The 20,043-nt window shown below is 66.2% G+C and carries 20 protein-coding genes; 9 read left to right on the forward strand and 11 right to left on the reverse strand.

The genetic code is table 11. The features are described from left to right. Together HMPREF2914_RS12850 and HMPREF2914_RS12855 are read right to left on the reverse strand one after the other, a co-directional pair. Positions 1-1,348: glutamine synthetase family protein (locus HMPREF2914_RS12850; RefSeq protein ID WP_070702823.1), on the reverse strand; the 1,348-nt coding region annotated here is incomplete at its 3' end. Position 1,349: 1 nt separating this feature from the next. After that, on the reverse strand, positions 1,350-2,744 hold the full coding sequence (locus HMPREF2914_RS12855; RefSeq protein ID WP_023092807.1) for an aspartate aminotransferase family protein: 1,395 nt from the start codon (positions 2,742-2,744) through the stop codon (positions 1,350-1,352). Between the two features lie 115 nt (positions 2,745-2,859). Here HMPREF2914_RS12855 and HMPREF2914_RS12860 point away from each other — a divergent pair, with 115 nt between their 5' ends. Beyond that, complete coding sequence (locus HMPREF2914_RS12860) at positions 2,860-3,642, forward strand: SDR family NAD(P)-dependent oxidoreductase (RefSeq protein WP_015503895.1); 783 nt, start codon at positions 2,860-2,862, stop codon at positions 3,640-3,642. 64 nt (positions 3,643-3,706) lie between these two features. Continuing rightward, the gene (locus HMPREF2914_RS12865) at positions 3,707-4,387 is read left to right on the forward strand and encodes a GntR family transcriptional regulator (RefSeq protein ID WP_003097059.1); all 681 of its coding nucleotides are present in this window, start codon (positions 3,707-3,709) and stop codon (positions 4,385-4,387) included. Between the two features lie 16 nt (positions 4,388-4,403). On the opposite strand, the gene HMPREF2914_RS12870 is transcribed toward HMPREF2914_RS12865, so the two are convergent. The 3 genes from HMPREF2914_RS12870 to HMPREF2914_RS12880 all read right to left on the reverse strand — a co-directional run bounded on the left by HMPREF2914_RS12870 (position 4,404) and on the right by HMPREF2914_RS12880 (position 6,288). Beyond that, positions 4,404-4,616: a YgdI/YgdR family lipoprotein gene (locus HMPREF2914_RS12870; protein ID WP_003097061.1), complete on the reverse strand. Its 213-nt coding sequence runs from the start codon at positions 4,614-4,616 to the stop codon at positions 4,404-4,406. A gap of 217 nt (positions 4,617-4,833) precedes the next feature. Next, entirely contained in the window at positions 4,834-5,235 is a 402-nt protein-coding gene (locus tag HMPREF2914_RS12875; RefSeq protein WP_003099687.1) for an SMI1/KNR4 family protein, read from the reverse strand. Between the two features lie 195 nt (positions 5,236-5,430). After that, a complete protein-coding gene (locus HMPREF2914_RS12880) occupies positions 5,431-6,288 on the reverse strand; it encodes a Tim44 domain-containing protein (RefSeq protein ID WP_003109134.1) in 858 nt (285 codons plus the stop codon). A 363-nt stretch (positions 6,289-6,651) separates the two neighbouring features. Between HMPREF2914_RS12880 and HMPREF2914_RS12885 the strand changes: the two genes are divergently transcribed. Together HMPREF2914_RS12885 and HMPREF2914_RS12890 are read left to right on the forward strand one after the other, a co-directional pair. Further along, positions 6,652-8,409 carry a cation:proton antiporter gene (locus HMPREF2914_RS12885; protein ID WP_003142154.1) on the forward strand — a complete coding sequence of 586 codons (1,758 nt, stop codon included), beginning with the start codon at positions 6,652-6,654 and terminating at the stop codon, positions 8,407-8,409. A 315-nt stretch (positions 8,410-8,724) separates the two neighbouring features. Next, positions 8,725-10,032 carry an MFS transporter gene (locus tag HMPREF2914_RS12890; RefSeq protein WP_003109136.1) on the forward strand — a complete coding sequence of 436 codons (1,308 nt, stop codon included), beginning with the start codon at positions 8,725-8,727 and terminating at the stop codon, positions 10,030-10,032. A 410-nt stretch (positions 10,033-10,442) separates the two neighbouring features. Here the strand turns inward: HMPREF2914_RS12890 and tonB1 are convergent, their stop codons facing one another. Together tonB1 and HMPREF2914_RS12900 are read right to left on the reverse strand one after the other, a co-directional pair. Then, on the reverse strand, positions 10,443-11,474 hold the full coding sequence (gene tonB1 / locus HMPREF2914_RS12895; RefSeq protein ID WP_010793614.1) for an energy transducer TonB1: 1,032 nt from the start codon (positions 11,472-11,474) through the stop codon (positions 10,443-10,445). A 92-nt stretch (positions 11,475-11,566) separates the two neighbouring features. After that, positions 11,567-12,535 carry a CobW family GTP-binding protein gene (locus HMPREF2914_RS12900; RefSeq protein ID WP_023092808.1) on the reverse strand — a complete coding sequence of 323 codons (969 nt, stop codon included), beginning with the start codon at positions 12,533-12,535 and terminating at the stop codon, positions 11,567-11,569. 102 nt (positions 12,536-12,637) lie between these two features. Between HMPREF2914_RS12900 and HMPREF2914_RS12905 the strand changes: the two genes are divergently transcribed. Continuing rightward, the gene (locus HMPREF2914_RS12905) at positions 12,638-13,006 is read left to right on the forward strand and encodes a hypothetical protein (RefSeq protein WP_003097081.1); all 369 of its coding nucleotides are present in this window, start codon (positions 12,638-12,640) and stop codon (positions 13,004-13,006) included. A 152-nt stretch (positions 13,007-13,158) separates the two neighbouring features. Here the strand turns inward: HMPREF2914_RS12905 and HMPREF2914_RS12910 are convergent, their stop codons facing one another. From HMPREF2914_RS12910 to dksA, 3 genes are read right to left on the reverse strand one after another with little or no spacing between them, the layout of a single operon-like run. Next, positions 13,159-13,800, reverse strand: coding sequence for a DUF1826 domain-containing protein (locus HMPREF2914_RS12910; RefSeq protein ID WP_003142157.1), 642 nt, complete (start codon positions 13,798-13,800; stop codon positions 13,159-13,161). After that, positions 13,797-14,999, reverse strand: coding sequence for a zinc metallochaperone GTPase ZigA (gene zigA, locus HMPREF2914_RS12915; protein WP_003097084.1), 1,203 nt, complete (start codon positions 14,997-14,999; stop codon positions 13,797-13,799). The genes HMPREF2914_RS12910 and zigA overlap by 4 nt, the downstream gene beginning before the upstream one ends. 14 nt (positions 15,000-15,013) lie before the next feature. After that, positions 15,014-15,418 (reverse strand): RNA polymerase-binding protein DksA, encoded by a 405-nt coding sequence (dksA, locus tag HMPREF2914_RS12920; RefSeq protein ID WP_003097086.1) that lies wholly within the window; start codon positions 15,416-15,418, stop codon positions 15,014-15,016. Between the two features lie 112 nt (positions 15,419-15,530). Here dksA and HMPREF2914_RS12925 point away from each other — a divergent pair, with 112 nt between their 5' ends. Beyond that, positions 15,531-15,947 (forward strand): hypothetical protein, encoded by a 417-nt coding sequence (locus HMPREF2914_RS12925; RefSeq protein WP_003142158.1) that lies wholly within the window; start codon positions 15,531-15,533, stop codon positions 15,945-15,947. Here HMPREF2914_RS12925 and HMPREF2914_RS12930 read toward each other — a convergent pair. Beyond that, complete coding sequence (locus tag HMPREF2914_RS12930; RefSeq protein ID WP_003097089.1) at positions 15,925-17,118, reverse strand: N-acetylmuramoyl-L-alanine amidase; 1,194 nt, start codon at positions 17,116-17,118, stop codon at positions 15,925-15,927. The two genes, HMPREF2914_RS12925 and HMPREF2914_RS12930, sit on opposite strands and share 23 nt — an antisense overlap. Positions 17,119-17,217: 99 nt before the next feature. Here HMPREF2914_RS12930 and folE2 point away from each other — a divergent pair, with 99 nt between their 5' ends. The 3 genes from folE2 to HMPREF2914_RS12945 are packed head-to-tail and all read left to right on the forward strand — an operon-like array spanning position 17,218 to position 20,011. Next, positions 17,218-18,114: a GTP cyclohydrolase FolE2 gene (folE2, locus tag HMPREF2914_RS12935; protein ID WP_003109139.1), complete on the forward strand. Its 897-nt coding sequence runs from the start codon at positions 17,218-17,220 to the stop codon at positions 18,112-18,114. Beyond that, positions 18,111-18,671 carry a gamma carbonic anhydrase family protein gene (locus HMPREF2914_RS12940; RefSeq protein WP_003099663.1) on the forward strand — a complete coding sequence of 187 codons (561 nt, stop codon included), beginning with the start codon at positions 18,111-18,113 and terminating at the stop codon, positions 18,669-18,671. The genes folE2 and HMPREF2914_RS12940 overlap by 4 nt, the downstream gene beginning before the upstream one ends. A 2-nt stretch (positions 18,672-18,673) precedes the next feature. Next, the gene (locus HMPREF2914_RS12945; protein ID WP_003142161.1) at positions 18,674-20,011 is read left to right on the forward strand and encodes a dihydroorotase; all 1,338 of its coding nucleotides are present in this window, start codon (positions 18,674-18,676) and stop codon (positions 20,009-20,011) included. Positions 20,012-20,043: the final 32 nt, after the last annotated feature.

Consider the following 20,043-nt stretch of genomic DNA (forward strand, 5'->3'; position numbering starts at 1 on the left):
AGCGCCAGTCCTGCTCGCCGACCTCGCCCATGAAGGCACGGTATTCGGCCTGCTTGATCGCCAGGTAGATCTTCAGGAAATCCTCGCCGAGCGCCTCGCGCGCCCAGGCCGAGCCCTCCAGCGCGCGCAGCGCGGTCAGCCAGTCGCTCGGCAACGCCTGGGTGGCTTGAGCGTAGCCGTTGCCGGTGATCGGCGCACCGGGGTCGAGTCGCTCGCGAATCCCCAGGCGCACCGCCGCGAGCAACGCCGCCGCCGCCAGGTAGGGATTGGCGTCGGCGCCGCAGATGCGGTGCTCGATGTGCCGGCTGGACGGCGGGCCGCCGGGAACCCGCAGCGACACGGTGCGGTTGTTGATTCCCCAGGTCGGCGCCAGCGGCGCGTAGCTGTTCGCCTGGAAGCGGCGGAACGAGTTGGCGTTCGGACAGAACAGCGCCAAAGACTCCAGCAGGCACGCCTTCATTCCACCGATGGCCTGGCGCAACAGCGGGGTCCCGGCCGGGTCCTCGCTGGCGAACAGATTGTTGCCAGCGGCGTCGGCCAGGCTGACGTGCAGGTGCAGGCCGTTGCCGGATAGATCGGCGAACGGCTTGGCCATGAAGCAGGCCTGCAACCCATGGCGATTCGCCACACCCTTGACCAGGCGCTTGTAGCGCACGCCTTCGTCGATCGCCTGGAGCGCGTCGAAGCGGTGCTGCAGGGTAATCTCCACCTGCCCCGGCGCGTACTCCGAGATCGCCGTGCGCGCCGGCAGGCCCTGGGCCTCGCAGGCGGCATACAAGTCATCGAGGAATGGCTGCAACTGCTCCAGCTCGTAGACGCCATAGACCTGGGTCGCCCGCGGCCGCTGGCCATTCATCTGCAACGCCGGCAACGGCCGGCCGTCGCTGTCGCGTTCGCGGTCGAGCAGGTAGAACTCCAGTTCCACCGCCATCACCGGGTGGAAACCCTCCGCCTGCAGGCTGTGGATAACCCGCTGCAGCACATGCCGGGGATCGCCCGCCGCGGCCGGTAGCCCGAACTCGGGATGCATGCTGACCTGCACCTGTCCGGTCGGTGACCGCCGCCAGGGTTGCAGGGTCAGGCTGCCGGGCAGCGGGAAGGTCCAGCAATCGGCATCGCCGACGTCCCAGACCAGGCCGGTCTCCTCGACGTCATCGCCATTGATGGTCAGGCCGAGGATGGTGCTCGGCAGCGGCCGCCCGCTTTCGTAGACCGCCAGCAGCTCGTCGCGATGCAGCAGCTTGCCGCGCGGCACGCCGTTGGCGTCGATCAGGAACAGCTCGATGCTGCGCACCTCGGGGTGTGCGGCGAGGAACTCGCGGGCTTCCCGCGGATCGGCGAAATGCATCTCAGGCCTCCCGCGCGCCGGGTATGGCGAGCAGCTCGCCGAGCGCCTCGTCGAGGCTGGAGAGCAGGCGGTCGACGTCTTCTTCGCGAGTGTCCGGGCAACACAGGGTCATGTTGTGGAACGGCGTGATGAGGATGCCGCGGTTGATCAGATACAGGTGCAAGGCCATCTGCAGGCTGTCGTGGAACGCCGCCTCGGCGGCCGCGCCGTCGCGTGGGGATTGCGGGCAGAACTGGAACTCGCTGCGCGCACCGAGCTCGGTCACCGACCAGGCCAGGCCGTGCTTGTGGATAATCCTGCGGAAGCCCTCGGCCAGACGCGCCGCCAGGGGCAGCATGTGGGCGTAGGCGGCATCGGTCATCACCTCTTCCAGGTTGGCGCGCATACAGCGCATCGCCAGGGCGTTGGCCGACAGCGTGGTACCCATGCCGCTGTGGCCGTGGCCTTCGCTCTGCTCGCTGGCGCGTGCCCTGGCCAGTTGCATGGCGTTGGCCATCGCCGCGCTGCAACCATACACCGAGCACGGTACGCCGCCGGCGATCGGCTTGCCGAGGGTGATGAAGTCCGGCTCGAGTTTCCAGGCGCGGGTACAGCCGCCTGGTCCGGTGGAGATGGTGTGGGTCTCGTCGATGATCAGCAGCGTGCCGTGACGACGGGTCAGCTCGCGCAGCTTCTGGTGGAAGCCGGGTTGCGGCAGGACCATGCCGATGTTGGTCATCGCCGGCTCGCAGAGCACGGCGGCCACGTCTTCGCTGGCCAGCGCCCGCTCCAGGGCCTGGAGGTCGTTGAACGGCACCGCGCGGCTGAACTGGGTGAGGTCGTGGGCCTGGCCGAGCAGGCCGGAGCGATGCACGGTGCGGCCGTCGCGGCAGCGAACCAGGGTGTCGTCGACCGTGCCGTGGTAGCAGCCGTCGAATACCAGCACCACCTTGCGACCGGTGATCGCGCGCGCCCAGCGCAGGACGAAGCGGTTGGCGTCGGTGGCGGTGGTCGCTACCTGCCAGAACGGCAGGCCGAAGCGCTGCGCCAGCAGCTCGCCGGCGACGATGGCATCCTCCCCCGGAAGCATGGTGGTCAGGCCGTTCGCGCCCTGCTCGGCGAGTGCCCGGGCGATCGGCGCCGGAGAATGACCGAACATGCTGCCGGTGTCGCCCAGGCAGAAGTCCACGTAGACGTGGCCATCCACATCATGGAAACGCGCGCCGTGGGCACGCTCCACGAACAGCGGACAGGGTGTCGACCAATCGCTCATCCAGTGCATCGGCACGCCGTCGAACAACGCACGCCGGGCTCGCTCGGCGAGCGCGACGGACTGTGGATTTTGCGCAAGGAAACGTTGCTGCTCGCGGGCCATGAAGGTTTCCACGGCGGCTTCGGCGATGCCACTGGCGGTCATTTCGAACACCTCGTTTTTTATTTCGCACAACTTTCATTTGTGATCACAAAAAAGTCAATACAGTATTTGAAAGCACTGATAATCTGTTTTCCATGTCAATTTTGTGATCACAAAAATGAACGATTTTCCGAAGTGGACAGGCCAGGTCGCGCTCATCAGCGGCGCCGGCAGCGAACTCGGTATCGGTTTCGCCATTGCCCGGCGACTGGCCCGCGAAGGCGTGCGCCTGCTGATCACCGCCAGCAGCGAGCGGATTCGGCAACGAGCGGAGGAACTGAGCGCATGCGGTCACGACGTGCGCGCCGCGAGCGCCGACCTGACCGACGAAGCCCAGGTGCAGGGCCTGCTGGACTGGGCCGAAGCCCAGTGGGGACGGGTCGACATCCTGGTGAACAATGCCGGCATGGCCCAGTTGAACAGCGCGGAACCCTTCAGCGCAGTGGAAGCGACCTCGCTGCGGGATTGGCAACTGTCCCTCTCGCGCAACCTGACCAGCGCTTTCCTGCTCACCCGCGGCCTGCTGCCGGGCATGCGCGAGCGCGGCTACGGGCGGATCGTCAACGTCGCCTCCACCACCGGAACCCGCGGCAGCAACCCGGGCGAAGCCGCGTATAGCGCGGCCAAGGCCGGTCTGGTCGGCTGGAGCATGGGCCTGGCGCTGGAGGTGGCGAAGAGCGGCATCACGGTGAACAGCGTCGCGCCGGGCTGGATCGCCACCGGCTCGAGCACCGCCGAAGAACGCCAGGCCGCCCTGGCCAGCCCCAGCGGACGTGCCGGCCGGCCCGAAGAGGTGGCCGCCGCGGTGGCCTTCCTCGCCTCGCCCGAAGCCAGCTTCGTCAACGGCGAACTGCTGGTGGTGGACGGCGGCAACTGCCTGATCGAAAACAAACGGAGCTGAACATGCGCAACTGCAACCTGACGCTTTCCCAGCTTCCGGCGCCACCGGCGACCCGGAGCTGACCATGGCCGAGAATCTCCAGGAACGACTCTACCAACGACTGCGGGAAGACTTGCTGGCCGGACGTTTCCAGCCCGGCGAGCGACTGAAGATCCGCGACCTGGCGAACCAGTGGGGAACCAGCCCGATGCCGGTTCGCGCCGCCCTGCAACGGCTGGTGGCGGAAGGGGCGCTGGAGGGCGAGGCACAACGCTCGCTCAGGGTGCCGCTGATGACCCGCGAACGTTTCCTGCAGATCCTCCAGGTGCGCCTGTCCCTCGAAGGGCTGGCGGCCGAAAGCGCCAGCGGCCGGCTGGACGAGCAGGCACTGGAAGGGCTCGAAGGATGTCTGCGGCGAATGGAGGACGCCTTGCGCCGACGCGAGGTACAGGCCTACCTGGAAGCCAACAGCGAATTCCACCTGACGCTCTACCGCGCCTGCGGCAACCCGGTGCTGCTGCGTCTCATCGAGACGCTCTGGCTACAGGTCGGGCCGTTCTTCAACCGGCTGTTCACCGAGGCCGACCTCTCCCTACGCCTGAACGATTTCCACGAGGACGCCCTGGACGCGCTACGCCGCGGCGACGGCCCGGCCGCGCGCGCGGCGATCGAACAGGACCTGGCCTACTTCGGCCAGTACCTGCTGAACCTCCTGGAGCTGGAGGCCCGGCCACGAAAGCGACACCGTTCCGGCGAGCACGCCTGACGGGAGATAAGCGCCGCTACTGCGGGCGAATGGTGCGCACATTGTCCTTCTTGATCAGGATGGTGTCGCCATTCAGCTGTTCGAACTCGTAGTAGTCATTGTATTTGTCGTAATCCGACTGATCCTTGACCAGGACCTCGCTGCCATCTTGCAAAGTGACCACCGCCTGGTTGGCGCAACCCGCCAGGCTGGTCAGCAGCAATGCAGCGAACAGAGCTTTGAACTTCATAGAATCTCCACACGGGGCAGCGCACTTGCCTACATCCGGAGCGACAAGTGCGGAATTGCCCTTGTGACCGTGGCAATCGAGGGAAATTCCTTAGCACAGCGGCGCTTTGTCGGAGACGAAGCGCCGACGGCGGCGCGCAGGGCCTCCAGGCAGCCTCGCGCGACGTCGGGAAGTCAGCCGAAAAGGCACGTTGCAGAGCCTTTGCGGCGGTTCAGGTTCAGCTCTCCAGCCAGACGTCGCGAGCCCAGACCCACACCGAATCCCAGCTTTCATCGGTGAGGTCGCCATCGGCCCAGAGCACCACCTCGCCGTCCTCCGCCACGCAGTAGTAGCTGCCGTCGTCCTCGCAAAGCGGGATCAGCTCGCGCGGAACGCCCAGGTCCCAGGCAGTGGCCGCCACTTCGGGCAGGTAGGTGTGCGAGTGCGGATCGGTCACGGTCACCGGCTCCAGGCGGCCGTAGACCACATCGCTGACCAGCAGGAGGAATTCGCGGAATTCGGCGGGAATGCCGATCAGCAGCTCTTCCTCGATTTCCACCAGCAGTTCTTCTTCCGGCAGTTCCAGGGGCACCGGAACCGGTTCGTTGAGTTCACGCAGTTTTTCGATGACGTCTTCCACGACAGGCTCTCTCGCAACGGGTGGCGCGCTTTTTATACAGTAGCCGCACCGAGCGCAAGACAAGTGTCGTGGCTGGCCTTCGGCCATGGCGCCGGACGAATGGTCGGTCAACCCGCCAACGGAAATGAAAAACCCCCGCTCCCTGGCGGGAGCGGGGGTTTCGGCGGCCCCCGAAGGGACCGCAACCACTCGGGATCAGTTCTGCCGGATACCGGCCACCAGCCATGGCTGGTTCTCGCCCTGGGCGCGCTCCATCCGCCAGCTTTCGCTGAAGGCTTCGCCCTGGTCGAAGCGCGAGGTCTTCGACACACCGCTGAAGGTCAGGGTGGCGATGGTCTTGTCGGCCTGGTCGTCGACGCCGTCCAGTTGCACGACCAGATTGTCGATGTAGGTGGACTGGTAGGCGTCGCCGATCTCGGCGCGCTCCTGCTTCAGCCATTGCAACATCTGCGGGGTGACGAACTCGGCGATCTTGTCCATCTCGTTGGCATCCCAATGCTGCTGCAGGGACATGAAGTGTTCGCGAGCGGCACCGACGAAGCGCTCCTCGTTGAACCAGCTCGGCGCGTTGATCACCGGGCTCGGCGCAACGGCGGCAGCGGCGGTGGCGCCACCGAAGATCGGCGCCTGGGCCGGCATTTCGCGCTGCATCGGCGCGTGCCCGGCCATCGCCGGCTGCCCCTGGTTCTGCTGGCGTCGGCGAGCGGCGATGAAGCGGAAGGCAATGAAGGCCACCAGGGCGATCAACAGGATATCGAGCATCTGGATGCCTTCGAAGCCGTCGCCCATGAACATGGAGGCGAGCAGGCCGCCGGCGGCGATACCGGCCAGCGGGCCGAGCCAGCGCGAAGCACCGCTGGCGGCAGCGGCGGGACGGGCGGCGTTGGGGGCGGCAGCAGTGGCGTTCGGCGCAGTGGCCGGCTGCGCCTGGCGGGTCTGGTGGCTGGGTGCCGAGCCGAGGCTCTTGCCGCCGCCGAAGCGCTTGGCATTGGCATCCAGGCTGACGGTCAGCGCCAGGCAGAAGGCGAGGGCGATGCTGAGAACACGCTGCATTGTAGTCTTTCTCTCTTGGGGGAATCGACGCGCGTCATGTTGCGGCGGTACGGGCGGCAGGACCAGCCGGATTTTGTTTCGGGCTATTGCTCCGCGGCCGCCGTTTTTTCGCCCGCCGCGTCTGGCTCGCGGGTCGGCGCCAGGGTACACCGTCGTTGACGAGGATGACAGGCGCTATCCCGGATCGGCGGACGAACGCCCGCCCGGCGGCTGGAAAGGCGCAGCGCAAAGCCTTGCAGAAAGGTCTGTTACAGTTTTTTTCAGTACCCCGATCAAGCACTTGCCAGTGCTAGTCTGCGGCTCTGCGAGGCTTCCCGGTCGCGCGTTTGCCGACCCATTCCCACTCGAGCGAGGACCGCCGCCATGCATGCCGTCGATTTCATCCAGGACCTCGCCGTGATCATGCTGGTGGCCGGCGTGGTCACCATTCTCTTCCACCGCCTGCGCCAACCGGTGGTCCTCGGCTACATCGTCGCCGGCTTCATCATCGGCCCGCACACCCCGCCCTTCGGGCTGATCCACGACGAAGACACGATCAAGACCCTGGCCGAACTCGGGGTGATCTTCCTGATGTTCTGCCTCGGCCTGGAATTCAGCCTGCGCAAGCTCTTCCAGGTCGGCGCCACGGCGTTCATCGCGGCGTTCCTGGAAATCGTCCTGATGATCTGGATCGGCTTCGAGATCGGTCGCTTCTTCGAGTGGAGCACCATGGACTCGCTGTTCCTCGGCGCGATCCTGGCGATCTCCTCCACCACCATCATCGTCAAGGCGCTCGGCGACCTGAAGATGAAGAACGAGCGCTTCGCCCAACTGATCTTCGGCGTGCTGATCGTCGAGGACATCCTCGGCATCGGCATCATCGCCCTGCTGTCGGGAATCGCCGTGAGCGGTTCGGTGGAAACCGGCGAGGTGTTCTCCACGGTCGGCAAGCTCAGCCTGTTCATGATCGTCGCGCTGGTCGTCGGCATCCTCCTGGTGCCACGCCTGCTGGCCTACGTGGCGAAGTTCGAGAGCAACGAGATGCTGCTGGTCACCGTGCTCGGCCTGTGCTTCGGCTTCTGCCTGCTGGTGGTGAAGCTGGAATACAGCATGGTGCTCGGCGCCTTCCTGATCGGCGCGATCATGGCCGAGTCGCGCCAGTTGGTGCAGATCGAACGGCTGATCGAGCCGGTCCGTGACATGTTCAGTGCGATCTTCTTCGTCGCCATCGGCCTGCTGATCGATCCGAAGATCCTCGTCGAGTACGCCTGGCCGATCGCCCTGATCACCGTCGCGGTGGTGCTCGGCAAGATGTTTTCCTGCGGCATGGGCGCGTTCATCGCCGGCAACGATGGACGCACCTCGCTGCGGGTCGGCATGGGCCTGTCGCAGATCGGCGAGTTCTCCTTCATCATCGCCGCCCTGGGCATGACCCTGAAAGTCACCAGCGACTTCCTCTACCCGGTGGCGGTAGCGGTCTCGGCCATCACCACCCTGCTCACCCCGTACCTGATCCGCGCCGCCGATCCGCTCTCGCAGCACCTGGCCAACGCCATGCCGCAGCGCATGGCGAGGATCTTCGGCCACTACGGCGACTGGCTGCGCAGCATCCAGCCGCAGGGCGACCGTGCGGTGCTGGCGGCGATGATCCGGCGCATCCTGCTGCAAGTCGGGGTGAACCTGGCGCTGGTGATCGCGATCTTCCTCGCCGGCGGTTATTTCGCCGATACGCTTTCCGCCTGGATGAGCCAGTGGGTCGCCTACGATGGACTGCACAAGGCATTGATCTGGGGCGGCGCGCTGCTGGTCTCGCTGGCCTTCCTGATCGCCGCGTACCGCAAGCTCAAGGCTCTGTCGATGCTGCTGGCCGAACTCGGGGTCAAGCCGGAGAAAGCCGGACGCCATACGGCGCGGGTACGTCGGGTGATCTCCGAGATCATCCCGCTGCTGTCGCTGGCCGGCATGATGGTGCTGCTGGCTGCGCTCAGCTCGAGCATCCTGCCGCCGGGCGAGTTGCTGATCGTGGTGGCGCTGGTCGCCGGCCTGGTGATCGCAGTGCTCTGGCGCTGGCTGATCCGCGTGCATTCGCGGATGCAGATCGCCCTGATGGAAACCCTCGACCAGGAAAAGGGCAGCCACTGAGAGCCAAGCGATCCCGGCCTGCCGTCGAATCGGCGGATAACCACGCTGCGGTTATTCGCCCTCGCCTGCACCTGATGTCGCTATCGGACCCTTTGCCCTGAAGGATCGGCGGATTTCCGCTTATCCACTCTCCCGGTCGGCGGACTCCCGCTCGGCCAAGACCACCCCGCTCCTCTTCCAACCCAGTCCCCACGCGGCTTTCCCGCGTTGGCACGGCACCTGCTATCGAGCCATCCAATACGTCGCCCTCGCGATGTGCCGGTGTGCTGCGCCCTGATCAGCACATCCAAGACAACAACGAAAAGAGGAAACACGATGGAAAGCGCCAACGCCATTTCCGCGTCTGCCCAGCCCCGCACCACTTCGCAACGCATCAAGTCGATCTTCAGCGGTTCCGTCGGCAACCTGGTCGAGTGGTACGACTGGTACGTCTACGCCGCCTTCTCGCTGTACTTCGCCAAGGCATTCTTCCCCCAGGGCGACATGACCGCCCAACTGCTGAACACCGCAGCTATCTTCGCCGTGGGCTTCCTGATGCGCCCGATCGGTGGCTGGCTGATGGGTATCTATGCCGACCGTAAGGGCCGCAAGGCGGCGTTGCTGGCCTCGGTGCTGCTGATGTGCTTTGGCTCGCTGATCATCGCCCTGACCCCCAGCTATGAAACCATCGGCGTCGCCGCGCCGATCCTGCTGGTGGTCGCGCGCCTGCTCCAGGGCCTGTCGGTCGGCGGCGAATACGGCACCTCCGCCACCTACCTGAGCGAAATGGCGAACAAGGAACAGCGCGGGTTCTTCTCCAGCTTCCAGTACGTGACCCTGATCTCCGGCCAGCTCATCGCCCTGGCGGTGCTGATCGTCCTGCAACAGACCCTGACCGTAGAACAACTGGAAAGCTGGGGCTGGCGCGTACCCTTCTTCATCGGCGCGCTGTGCGCAGTGGTGGCGATGTTCCTGCGTCGCGGCATGGAAGAGACCGAGTCCTTCTCGAAGAAGAAGGAAGAGCCGAAGGAAAGCCTGCTGCGCACCCTGCTGCGCCATCCGAAGGAAGTGCTGACCGTGGTCGGCCTGACCATGGGCGGCACCCTGGCCTTCTACACCTACACCACCTACATGCAGAAGTACCTGGTGAACACGGTAGGCATGAGCAAGACCGACTCGACCATGATCTCGGCTGCCACCCTGTTCCTCTTCATGCTGCTGCAGCCCATCGTCGGCGCCCTCTCCGACAAGATCGGCCGGCGGCCGATCCTGATCGCCTTCGGCGTACTCGGCACCATCTTCACCTACCCGATCCTCAGCACCCTGCACAGCGTCGACAGCTGGTGGGGCGCGTTCTTCCTGATCATGGCGGCGCTGGTGATCGTCAGCGGCTACACCTCGATCAACGCGGTAGTGAAGGCCGAACTGTTCCCCACCGAGATCCGCGCCCTGGGCGTCGGCCTGCCGTATGCCCTGACCGTGTCGATCTTCGGCGGCACCGCCGAATACGTTGCCTTGTGGTTCAAGAGCGTCGGCCTGGAGAGCGGCTTCTACTGGTACGTCACCGCCTGCATCGCCTGCTCGCTGCTGGTCTATGTGTTCATGAAGGACACCCAGAAGCACTCGAAGATCACGACCGATTGATTGAGCCTCGTGCTCATGGCCCCGACACACTCCGGGCCTTTTTATCCACAGGACGGCGACCTTCAGGTCGCCGTCCTGCTTTTTGGCGCGGCAACCGATTTCCCCACACCCGCCGGCTGTTGGTCTACGGCACGGCATCCCGACCGGAACCCTAGGGCGCGCAACGCCGGCGGCGTAATCCGCCGGTGCCCCTGCGTTCCACGGCGGATAACCGCAAGCGGTTATTCACCCTGCGGCTCGTCATTCCGGCGGGGCTGGAACCTTGGCGCGTAAACGCCGATCTCCTCGCCACGGCGGAACAGCGCAAGGGGCCTGCCGTCCCCAGGCAGCGAGGCCCCGTCTGCGAGACCTACCGGGAATAAAAAAACCGCGCTCGAAGGCGCGGCTCTTTTCGTTGTCGGCGAACCGCCTCAGCGGCGCTTCTCGATCTTGAAGAAGAACATCTTGGTCGCCTGGCGGGCGACGATCTTGCCACCGCTGACACGCGGCTCGAAACGCCACTTAGCCATGGCCTGGCGCACCGAACGGTCGAACATGCCTGACGGCACCGACTCGAGTATCTGAATATCGTCGATGCGGCCATCGGTGGTAATGGTGAACAGCACCTTCACCCGGCCCTGAATTCCCCGTGCCTGGGCCATTCGCGGATAGACCGGTTGCGCCATGCCCAACGGCTTGATGTCGCTGTCGTTGAGGCTGCCGCTGGGCAGGCCGGCCGGGCCTTGCGAGCCGCTGGGCGCAGTCTGCGCGCCGGGCGTGCTCTGCCCGACGGTAGGTGCGGGCGGCGGCGGGGCGGCGCTGGACGGGCTGGGCTGGCTGGATGCCTCCGTGCTCGGCTCGGGTTCCGGCTTGGGTTTGGGTTCCGGCTTCGGCTTGGCCTTGGGAATGGCGTTTTCCACCGGTTTGGGCTTGGGTTTCGGCTTGGGCTTGGGTTTTTCCACCGGCTTCGGCTTCGGCGGCTCCGGCTTGGGTTCCTCGATCTTCGGCGGCGTCGGCTCCGGCGCGGCAGCCGGCGGCTGCGGGGTCGGCTCGGCCTTCTTCTCGAGCTGGACGAAATTCACCTGCATGGTCTTCGGCAGTTCGCCGTGGCCAAGGTTGAGTTCGGCCGGGGTCGGCATCACCCACACCAGCGCACCGATGATCGCCACATGCATCGCCACCGCCGCGCCGGAGGACAACCACCAGCGCGACTTGGGCGGCTCGCCGGGGACGTCTTCGGGATCGCTGCCATGGGCGTAGGGGATCAGCACTTCCTCGACCGCCACTTCCTCGTCGCGGCGCGCACCGGAGCAGTCCACCACGCGCAGGTTGGGTTCTCCGCGCTGGGCATTCACGCATGGCAGGGACTCGCTTTCGTCTCCCTGGGCGGGAGCGGTGGGGTGGTCTTCGGCGAGCGCGGCCAGCGAAAAACGGTCAGGCGACCGTGAAGGCTGTGGCGACATGAGGGCGACCTGCGGAGAAGTGAAAGGTAAGGAAGTAGAGTCTTCTGATAATTATTATCATTCAGTCGCGTCCTCAGGGCAACCTTGGCGGATCATTCCGCGACCATCCGACACGCCAGGAACGTCTCTTCGAGCGCCTCTTCATCCGCGCCTGCGGCGAGGATCAGTTCCAGCCGATTATCCCGCCGCCACGAGGACTTGCCCCAGTTATCCACAAACGGCGCGGCATTCGCTGCATACCAACCGTCCGCGCAATGCAGCACCGCCTTGGCCCGCCGCAGTCCGGACAAACGGCTCAGCCAGGCGTCCACTGCGACCCGATCGAAACGCACCGACGGCGCCAGCCGCCAGCCGATGGCCAGCTGGCCGTCCTGCTCGCGCACGGCGCGCAGCGGTCGCTCGGCGGGCAGCACCGTTCCCAACTGAGCAGGCGCGTCCGGCAGGGCCGCCCAGGTCGTCGCGCTACCTTCCCCGGCAACGCTGGTCGGCAGATCGCTCAATGCCAGGTGGCCGCGCACGCTCCAGCGCAACGGCAGGACCGGCAGGCGCGCGCGCACGGCGCAGCGCTGCGTCGCGTCGAGCGCTTCGGATTTGTTCAGCAGCAACATGCCGGCCGCTTCCAGCGCCTGTTCCTGTGCCTCCGGCAACGGTTGGCCGGAGGCCAGCGCGGCGGCATCCAGCACCACTACCAGGGGTTGCAGGGCCAGGACGCCGGACCAGGGAGGAGCCTGCAGCTGCTTCCACAGCGCCAGCGGATGTCCCAACCCGGAGGGTTCGATGAACAGCCGGTCCGGCCGTGCCCGACGCAACAAGCGACCGAGCCCCACCTGGAACGGCACGCCATTGACGCAGCAGAGGCACCCGCCCGCCACCTCGCCGATGGCCACGCCGTCGACGTCCGTGGCCAGCAGCGCGGCATCCAGGCCGATCTCGCCGAACTCGTTGACCAGCACCGCCCAGCGCTCGCCCGCCGGCTTCTGCGCCAGCAGCGAGCGGATCAGACTGGTCTTGCCGGCCCCCAGGGGGCCGCCGATCAGGTGTGTGGGTATCTCTCGAAGCATCTGCGCAACCGGAATGTGAAAGCCTGTGGATCAATGCGGTCCTTGCCTGCGGGGAGCCAGGCCCCGTGCTAGAGTCGCGCCCGTCTGCAATGGAGTCCTCGCATGCGTCCGTTCCTGTTCTTCCTGTCCTGCCTGCCGGGCCTGGCCCTGGCCGAAGCCTGCATCGTCCATAGCCAGGCGAAGAATCTCGATGTGAAGGTCTGCCAGCAGAACCGCAGCATCCCGGCCAAGCTGTTCCGCGAAGGCTTCTGCCAGCCACAACTGCAGGGCCAGAAGGTCGAGGTGGCGTTCGCCGAGGAGTGTCCGACGGGCGCCTTCGGTGTCTGCCGCGACGCCAGGGTACCCAATGCGCCCTATCGGCAGGACATCTTCTACTACGGCATCGCGACCGACGCACGCTACCTGGAGCCGTTCTGCGCCAGCCAGAGCCAAGGCCGCTGGGAAGAGCCTAGCGCCGCGAAAAAGCCCTGAGCGCGTCATCAGCCTGTCACAGCGTCCGGGCTAAATGGGAGTCGGGTACCTCAGCACCCTTCGTCCCCATCCCCAAGGTAGGACGACTTTTTGGTGATAGGCCATCTGCGGATGGCCTTTTTTTATTCCTCGAAAGACACTTGTCCACAGGCTCAGGCAAGCCAGTCCAGGGTCAACAGCAGGCGCGCCAGCCCGGGCTCCGCTCGCGGCGAGCGATGCACCAGTCCGGCACCTTCGTTACCCTCCCAGCGTTCGCCCTTGAGCAGCGCCACGTCGCCTGTGGACAAGCTATGGATAAGCTGTTCATCGACAACTTCCGCCTGTGCTCCGCCAAGCAGCCGACGGTCCAGGCCGGACTCGTCCAGCCATTCGCTGGCAGCGCCCTGGTAGGTGGTGACCAGCCGCAGCGGCACGTGGTCGACATGGAAACGCGGGCACATCGGTTTATCCAGAACGCGCAGGCGCAGGCCGATACGCCGCGCCCCGGTCAGGCAAAAGAAGGCCTCGACCAGCCAGCCCAGGTCGTCGAGGAAATCGGCTTGTCCCGGCAGTTGCCGCGCGTCGAGCAGGCCGTCCAAGGCGGGTAGCCGTTCCTCTTCCATCTCCAGCGTCTGGCTCAGCGCCAGTCCCGGCCGGTTGCGTACCAGGGCGGCGGCGAAGTCGCGCAGCGCCGGGTTCAGCCGGCGTGTCCAGACCGCCAGGTTGACCCCGTCGCGAAGCACCTCGGCCAGCACCTGGGGGTCTTCGCCGAACGCCTGGCGCGGCAACGGACTTTCCTGTGGCAGTGCGCTCATGCGGCGTGCCCCCAATCCTCGAAGGGGTCGTCCAGGCCCTGCCAGCCCGGAATGCCCAGGTTCATCTCGGCATCATCCAGCAGGCAAGCATCGAGGGCTGCGCGCAGGGCCGTGAAGTCCAGGTTCTGGCCGATGAAAACCAGCTCCTGGCGACAGTCGCCGACGCCTTCCTCCCAGTGCCGCATGATCGCCCGCAGGCCCTCTTCGTCCTGTGGCCACTGTCCGGTCGGCACGAAGCGCCACCAGCGGCCCGCCAGGCCGTAGCGCATCAGGCCGCCGGCCTGCGACCAGCTGCCAGCCTCGCGGGGCCGGCTGGCGAGCCAGAAGAAGCCCTTGGAGCGCAGCAGCCGCCCCTGCTTCAGCGGATTGTGCAGGAAGGCGTGGAAGCGCGCGGGGTGGAACGGACGGCGCGCCCGGTAGGCCATGGAGGCGATGCCATATTCCTCGGTTTCCGGCAGGTGCTCGCCGCGCAGTTCCTTCAGCCAGCCCGGCGCGGACGCCGCGCGATCGAAATCGAAGCGACCGGTATCGAGGATCTTCGCCAGCGGCACCTGACCCATCACCATCGGCAGGATCTCCGCCTCGGCATTGAGCTGGCGCAGGATCGCCAGCAGTTCCTCGCGCTGCTCGCTGGAGATCAGGTCGATCTTGCTGACCAGGATCACATCGGCGAATTCGACCTGGTCGATCAGCAGGTCGGTGATCGAGCGCTGATCCTCCTCACCGAGGGTTTCGCCACGGCTGGCCAGGCTGGCGGCCTCCTGGTAGTCGCGGAGGAAATTCATCCCGTCGACCACCGTGACCATGGTATCCAGTCGCGCCACGTCGGACAGGCTGCGGTCCAGCTCGTCGCGGAAGGTGAAGGTCTCGGCCACCGGCATCGGCTCGGAAATCCCGGTGGACTCGATCAGCAGGTAGTCGAAGCGGCCTTCCCGGGCGAGACGGCCGACCTCTTCCAGCAGGTCTTCGCGCAGGGTGCAGCAGATACAGCCGTTGCTCATCTCCACCAGGCGCTCTTCAGCGCGGTTCAGGCTGACATCGCGCTGGACTTCGCTGCCATCGATATTGATTTCACTCATATCGTTGACGATCACCGCAACCCGGCGGTTCTCGCGGTTCTTCAGCACATGGTTGAGCAGCGTGCTCTTGCCGGCGCCGAGAAAGCCGGACAGCACGGTGACAGGTAGGCGTTGGTTCACGGTTGGTAACCTCTTCAGTTGTGCCGCACGTGGCGTTCGCGCTTCTCCTGGCGCTCTTTCGCCTCGATGCAGAGGGTGGCGGTGGGACGCAACAGCAGGCGGCGCAGGCCGATCGGCTCGCCGGTTTCCTGGCACCAGCCGTAGTCGCCGCGGGCCAGGCGCTCCAGCGCTTCGTCGATCTTGTCGAGCAGCTTCTTCTCCCGCTCCAGCAGGCGAAGTTGCCATTGCCGCTGTTCCTCGCGGGAAGCCAGGTCGGCCTCGTCGCTGGGGCGTTCGAGATCGCGCAGCTCGCCGAATTCGCCTTCGATGCGCGCCTGAAGTTCCTGGCGCTGACGCAGCAGCAGGTCGCGGAAGAAGTCCTGCTGGGCTTCGTCCATGTAGGCAGCGTCGGGCTGGGCAAGCAGTTCCTGTTCGGTCATGGGCTGAACCTGGGAAATTTAAAACGTTATACTATAACAGTTAACACCACAATCGATGGCCCGCCAATCGCCTTCCGGCTACCCTGGGCCCACGTCATCCCGGGATCCACCGATGCGCCGCGTCCTCCACCTTTACTGCCTGGCCCTCCTGCTGCTCGCTCCGGCGGCACAGGCGCAGGGCTTTCTTCCCGGCACCCGCCCGGCGGAATGCGCTTACCTGCGCACCGTTCTGGCCTGCATGGATCGGCTGGGCAACCACTACAGCGTCGCCACCGGCGGCAACGACACCTGGCTGCGCGGATACGACGCGGCAAGCGGACGACGCTGGGCCCAGACCAATACGCGCTACGGGCGCCTGACCTTCTTCAGCGGCATCGCCAGCGACGGGGAAATCTGGGTCGGCCTCAGCCGCAACATCGGCTGGACCAGCGTCAGCCGCCTGAGCAGTTCATCGGGCCAGCGCCAACGCCTGACCTGCGGGCGGGTCAGCGGCTGCAGCGAAGGCCCTAGCCGGGAGGCTGCGCGCTGAGCGCTGCCAGGTAGCTGCCGGCGGGAGGGCGTTGCCGGAAGTAGCCCTGCACGCCAGCGAAGATCGCCTCGGCCAGGCGCTGGCGATGGCGTTCGTCCATCAACCGGCGACAATCGCCGCGATTCGAGATGAAGCCGGTCTCCACCAGGATCGAAGGGATGTCCGGCGACTTGAGCACGGCGAAGCCGGCCTGCTCGACACGCTTCTGGTGCAGCGCGGTGACGTCCGACAACTGGCCGAGAACGCTGTGGCCGAGGTCCAGGCTGCTGGCGATGGTCGAACTCAGGGCCATGTCGAGGATCACCCCGGCGAGTACCTTGTCGCGGCCCTGTAGCGGCAGGTTGCCGCTGTTGCCGATCAGGTCGGCGCCGTTCTCGCGGTCGGCCATCCAGCGCGCCATGGTCGAGCTGGCGCCATGCTCGGAGAGGGCATATACCGATGCGCCGGAGGCGGTCAGTCGCGGCGCCGCGTCGGCGTGCACCGAGACGAACATGTCGGCGTTGTAGCGCCGAGCCACTTCCGGCCGCTTGCGCAGCGGGACGAACACGTCGCCGTTGCGCACCAGGCGCGCCTTGAAGCCTTTCTCGCGGTCGATCCGCCGCGCCAGCAGGCGGGCGATGGCCAGCGCCACGTCCTTTTCGCGCTCGCCCTTGCTACCGACCGCGCCGGGGTCCTTGCCGCCATGGCCGGCATCGACCACCACGAGGATGTCGCGGCCCGTCGAGGGTAGCGGGCGGGCCAGCGCCAGCATCGGCTCGGGGGGAGCCGCCAGCGCCTGTGGATAAAGGTCCAGGACCAGGCGATGGCCCTTTCCTGCCTGCGGTTCCAGGGCGAAGCTGCGCGGCCTGACCGCCTGGCGCAGGTCGAGGACGATGCGCGTCCCGCCGCCACCCAGTTGGCCGCTGCGGATGGCGCGCACGGGGCCGTCCAGCGGCAGCTCGGAGAGCGTTGCGAGCAATTGCGCGTCGGGCAGGTCGAGGATCAACCGCTCGGGGGCCTGCAGGGAAAAGGTTCGATAACGCGGCGGGCCGTCCAGTTCCAGCACCAGGCGCCAGCTTTCCGAGGAATTCCAGGCCCGGGCCTGGCGGATTCGTACATTGGCGCTGGCGGCCAGGAACGGCTGGAGGGCCAGGCCGGCGAGCAGGCTTTGCAGGAGGCGACGGCGCTTCATCGACGAAATACCCGATTGCAAGGGTCGGCATTAGCTAATACGTTATATTATAACATTCAAGCCATTTCCAGGCCTTGCCTGCCCTTCTTCGAGTTCTCCATGAATGCCTTGACGCTTCCCGATATTGCCCGCCAGACCACCACCGCCGATCTTCCCCTGGACTGGGTCGGCATGCAGGGCATCGCCCTCCCCGTGCAGATCGGCGGGCAGAGGGTCGCCGCCGAAGCCGATGCCGGTGTCAGCCTGGACGACCCGCAGGCCCGCGGCATCCATATGTCGCGCCTCTACCTGGCGCTGGCCGAACTGGAACAGGGCGAGCTAGACCTTTCCCGCCTGCGCGCCGTCCTGCAACGCTTCCTCGACAGCCACGCCGGCCTGTCGCGTCGCGCCTACCTGCGCCTGCGCCTCGCGCCGCTGCTGCGGCGTCCGGCGCTGGTCAGCCCGCTGAGCGGCTGGAAACGTTATCCACTGGTGCTGGACACGCGCCTGGAAGGCGATGACTTCCAGGCCGAAGTCCATCTCGAGCTGACCTACTCCTCGACCTGCCCCTGTTCGGCGGCACTGGCCCGGCAATTGATCCAGGAGCGCTTCGACCAGGACTTCGCCGGACAGCCGCTCGATCATGCCAGCGTGCTCGCCTGGCTCGGCAGCAGCGCCGGCATCGTCGCCACCCCGCACAGCCAGCGCAGCAGCGCGCACCTGCGCATCGGCCTGGCGGAAGACTGCGTCGGACTGCCCCTGGAAGAGCTGGCGGATCTCGGCGAAAGCGCCCTCGGCACCGCGGTGCAGACTGCGGTGAAACGCGCCGACGAGCAGGCCTTCGCCCTCGCCAACGGACAGAACCTGATGTTCTGCGAAGACGCGGTGCGCCGGCTGCACCGCGCCCTGCAGGGTTATCCACAGGCGAGCCGGTTCTCCATACGGGTCGTCCATGCGGAAAGCCTGCATGCCCACGACGCCGTCGCCGAAAGCCACTGGCAACGAGGTGCCGCATGATCCGCAAGAATCCCTCCGGCGACCTGCCGGTGATCGACGAATCGGCCTATGTGGACAAGACCGCGATCATCTGCGGCAAGGTGATCATCCAGGCCAACGTCTTCGTCGGTCCCTACGCGGTGATCCGTGCCGACGAAGTCGACGCCGACGGCGGCATGCAACCGATCGTGATCGGCGCCAACTCGAACATCCAGGACGGCGTGGTGATCCATTCCAAGTCGGGTGCTGCGGTGACCATCGGCGAGCACAGCTCCATCGCCCACCGCTCCATCGTCCACGGTCCTTGCGAAGTCGGCGACCGGGTCTTCATCGGCTTCAACAGCGTGCTGTTCAACTGTCGGGTCGGCGATGGCTGCGTGGTCCGCCACAACGCGGTGGTCGACGGCTGCGACCTGCCAGCGGGTTTCTACGTCCCGTCCACCGAGCGCATCGGTCCGCGCACCGACCTGGCGAGCATGCCGCGGGTCAGCGTTTCGGCCAGCGAGTTCTCGGAAGACGTGGCGCGCACCAACGTCGACCTGGTACGCGGCTACAAGTCGCTGCAGAACGAGTTCTGAACATGCAAAGCCTGCTGATCCGCAATGCCCGGATGGTCAACGAGGGACAGGTACGCGAAGGCGATCTGCTGGTCCGCCACGGTCGCATCGAACGCATCGCCGGCTGCCTGGAAAACTGCGGCGCCAGCCGGGAGATCGATGCCGCCGGACGCTACCTGCTGCCGGGAATGATCGACGACCAGGTGCACTTCCGCGAGCCGGGTTATCCACAGAAGGGCTCGATCGCCAGCGAATCCCGCGCCGCCGTGGCGGGCGGCATCACCAGTTTCATGGACATGCCCAATACCCGCCCGGCGACGCTGAGCCTCGAAGCGCTGGCGGAAAAGAAGCGCCTCGCCGCCGCCCATAGCGTGGCCAACTACGGTTTCCACTTCGGCGTCAGCCGCGACAACCTCGACACCGTGGCCGCCCTCGATCCACGCGATGTCGCCGCGGTGAAGGTGTTCATGGGCGCCTCCACCGGCGACATGCTGGTGGACGACCTGCCGACCCTGGAGCGCCTGTTCGCCAGCGTTCCGACCCTGCTGCTGAGCCATTGCGAAGACACGCCGCGGATCGAAGCCAACCTCGCGCGCTGGCGACAACGCTTCGGCGAACGTATTCCGGCAGCCGCCCACCCGCGCATTCGCGACGCCGAGGCTTGCTACCGTTCCACCGCCCTGGCGGTGGAACTGGCGCAACGACATGGCACGCTGCTGCATGTCCTGCACTTATCCACAGCGCGCGAACTGGCCCTGTTCGAGGACAAGCCGCTGTGCCAGAAACGCATCACCGCGGAAGTCTGCGTCCACCACCTGCTGTTCGACGACAGCGACTACGCCCGCCTCGGCCATCTGCTCAAGTGCAACCCGGCGATCAAGAGCCGCGAGGACCGCGACGCCCTGCGCAGGGCGCTGGCCGGCAACCGCCTGGACGTGATCGGCACCGACCACGCGCCGCACGCCTGGGCCGAGAAGCAGCAGGCTTATCCACAGGCGCCGGCCGGCCTGCCACTGGTCCAGCATGCGTTGCCGGCACTCCTGGAGCTGGTCCGCGAAGGCTGGCTGTCGCTGGCCACCCTGGTGGCGAAGACCAGCCACCGGGTCGCCGAACTGTTCGCCATCGCCGATCGCGGTTTCCTCCGCGAAGGCTACTGGGCCGACCTGGTGCTGGTCAGCGAACTGGAGCACCCGGCGCTGGCCAGCGCCATGCCGCTGCTGTCGCGCTGCAACTGGACGCCGTTCCGCCACCGGGCATTCCACCATCGGATCGATACCACCATCGTCTCCGGGCAACTCGCCTGGCACGCGGGACGCCTGTCCGACGATTGCCAGGGACTGCCCCTGCGGTTTTCCCGCTGAAGTCTTGTCCACAGCCTGCTGTGGATATCCGT

This window comes from Pseudomonas sp. HMSC067G02, assembly GCF_001813485.1.
In the GTDB taxonomy this organism is placed as follows: Bacteria; Pseudomonadota; Gammaproteobacteria; order Pseudomonadales; family Pseudomonadaceae; genus Pseudomonas; species Pseudomonas aeruginosa.